General features: G+C 44.9%; 3 protein-coding genes. 1 reads left to right on the forward strand and 2 read right to left on the reverse strand.

The features are described 5' to 3' along the window. Positions 1-642, forward strand: a 642-nt coding sequence (locus AACP44_RS08965; RefSeq protein WP_339340186.1) for a DUF3108 domain-containing protein, incomplete at its 5' end; no start/stop codon positions are given. A gap of 38 nt (positions 643-680) precedes the next feature. Here the strand turns inward: AACP44_RS08965 and sat are convergent. Then, positions 681-1,871: a sulfate adenylyltransferase gene (sat, locus tag AACP44_RS08970; protein ID WP_339340187.1), complete on the reverse strand. Its 1,191-nt coding sequence runs from the start codon at positions 1,869-1,871 to the stop codon at positions 681-683. A 61-nt stretch (positions 1,872-1,932) separates the two neighbouring features. After that, positions 1,933-2,550: an adenylyl-sulfate kinase gene (cysC, locus tag AACP44_RS08975; RefSeq protein WP_339340188.1), complete on the reverse strand. Its 618-nt coding sequence runs from the start codon at positions 2,548-2,550 to the stop codon at positions 1,933-1,935. Positions 2,551-2,567: the final 17 nt, after the last annotated feature.

Here is a 2,567-nt window from a genome sequence, read left to right on the forward strand (position 1 = left end):
TTAAAACCCTATCAAGCGCTATATAGCATCAAAGTTCGCGGCTTTTCCGCCGATATGGAACAAACCCTCAGTAAAAATAATCAGCAGCAATGGCAACTTAGCAGTTATGCCTCGGTATTATTTGCCGATATCAAAGAGAGCGCGACCTTTAGCGAAGTCAATAATCAGATAACACCGCACAGCTATAATTATGCTAATCAATTGAGTAGCAAAAAAAATAGTCAGCTGGTATTTAATCCCGAGCAGCAAACCGTTTTTGACGGTTTACATAGTCAAAAAGATTTACCGTTACCGAAAAATAGTTACGACCGATTAAGCTTCCAAGCACAACTGTATTTGGATGTTATAAACTCGGCGGGCTTTACTGAAAAAACCTATCACCTAGTTGATCGTAACGAATTAAAAACGTATCAAGTCAGCAAACTGGCAGAAGAAACCATTGCCACACCGCTAGGCACTTTTAATGCACTTAAACTCAAGCAGAGTCGTTCGGAAGGGGACGGCTATACGCTAATATGGCTAGCCAAAGACTGGGATTATTTTCTATTGCGGATTGAACGGATTACCGAAGATAAAAAGGGCTATCAGCTTAATTTGAAATCAGCCATAGTTGACGGTAAGAGACTAACCGCCAAAGAATAAAAAAAGCCGCTGATAGCGGCTTTTTTTAGGAACAAATTTTAAGCGTCCAAACTCTGATAATAATCCATCAAAATCTTTGCACACTCGGGGCGAGAAAATTCCGGCGGCGGTGCAATACCATTACCCAACATCTCACGCACTTTAGTTCCCGATAACAAAATAAAATCTTCTTTGCTGTGATCCGGTGCATCTTTCATCATAATCACTTTATCTAATTTTTTAGAATAAGCGGTGTGGTCCGCACGATAAATTTCAATCTCTAAAGCACCTTCAGGCACTTTTTCATCAAAAATCGTTTGCGCATCAAAGCCACCATAATAGTCACCTACGCCAGCATGGTCACGGCCTACAATAAAGTGCGTGCAGCCACAGTTCTGACGGAACACCGCATGCAATACCGCTTCGCGAGGACCGGCATAAAGCATATCAAAGCCATAACCGGTGATCATCACGGTATTGGCAGGGAAATAAACCTCAACCATTTTACGAATACAGTTATCGCGCACATCTGCCGGAATATCGCCCGGCTTTAATTTACCCAATAACATATGAATCAAAATACCGTCGCTACCCAAGTCCTGCTGAGCCATACGACAGAGTTCTTCGTGGGCACGGTGCATGGGGTTACGGGTTTGGAAGGCAACTGCTTTGTTCCAGCCGCGCTCTACCATTTCATTGCGAATTTCTACGGCAGTACGGAAAGTGTCGGGGAAATCGGTTTGGAAATAGCTGAAGTTCAGAACTTGAATAGCACCGGATAATAAGTGATTACCCTGACCTTTAAACGCGGCCACACCAGGATGCTCGGCATCTAACGTGCCAAAGATATGTTGTGCCATAAAATCGATCTGCTGATCGCTAACCGCTTCAATCGCATCAATATCCATAATCGCCAACACGGGGTTACCCTCAACATTCGGGTCGCGCAGCGCAATACGTTTGGCATCACCGATTGAGTCGATATTGTTAGTCAAATTAACAATAGGTACTGGCCAGAACAGACCATCAACGGTGTGCAGGTTTTCTGCCACAGCCAAAGCGTCTGCTAAATTCATATAACCGGTTAACGGTGTAAAGTAACCGGCACCCAGCATAACCGCATTAGCGGCAGCGGCTGAACTTAACAGCAGTGAGGGTAATGTTTCTGCTTCAGCACTAAGGGCCTGATGTTGCTCAGTATCGTCAACGAATAAAGGCGTTAGCTGGTCTGCGCCATGGGGCTTAATCATCAAATTTTCCTTTCAGTTTTCTTTCATCTTTTTCTTTAAAAGTGCGGGCTATAGCCTGCCATTAAGCGGATAACAGGCCGCGCTGTTCCAACAGAGCCAGCAAGATATCAACTTCCTCTTGCAAAGACATTTCGTGGCTATTCAAAACCACTTCTGGATTGAGCGGTGCTTCGTAGGGGTCTGAAATACCGGTAAAGTTTGGAATCTCGCCGGCACGGGCTTTTTTATATAAACCTTTAGGATCACGACTTTCAGCCACATCCAGCGGCACATCAACATGGACTTCGATAAACTGCATACCGGCAGCTTCATGTAATTCACGAACCAAATCTCGATCGGCGCGATAAGGGCTAACAAAACTGGACAGGGTAATCACACCGACATCGACAAACAGTTTTGAAATTTCACCAATGCGGCGAATATTTTCGGTGCGATCTTCGGCACTAAAACCCAGATTTTTATTAATACCCAAACGGATATTATCGCCGTCCAGACGGTAGGTCAGCTTGCCGCTGGCAGTTAATGCCTGTTCCAGAGCGACGGCTACGGTACTTTTACCGCTACCGGAAAGACCGGTAAACCATAAGGTGGCGCCTTTTTGCTTGAGTAATTGATTGCGGTCTTCGCGGGTAACTTCACCCTCGTGCCAATGGACATTGGTCGCTTTTTGCTCAGTCATGATCGAATCTCTAGCTC

Origin of the sequence: uncultured Oceanicoccus sp. (genome assembly GCF_963968385.1) — a bacterium.
In the GTDB taxonomy this organism is placed as follows: Bacteria; Pseudomonadota; Gammaproteobacteria; order Pseudomonadales; family Dasaniaceae; genus Oceanicoccus.

Excerpts from the sequence above, each read along its gene's own strand:
- cysC (WP_339340188.1), bottom strand. The coding sequence starts at position 2,550 with ATGACTGAGCAAAAAGCGACCAATGTCCATTGGCACGAGGGTGAAGTT.
- sat (WP_339340187.1), bottom strand. The coding sequence starts at position 1,871 with ATGATTAAGCCCCATGGCGCAGACCAGCTAACGCCTTTATTCGTTGAC.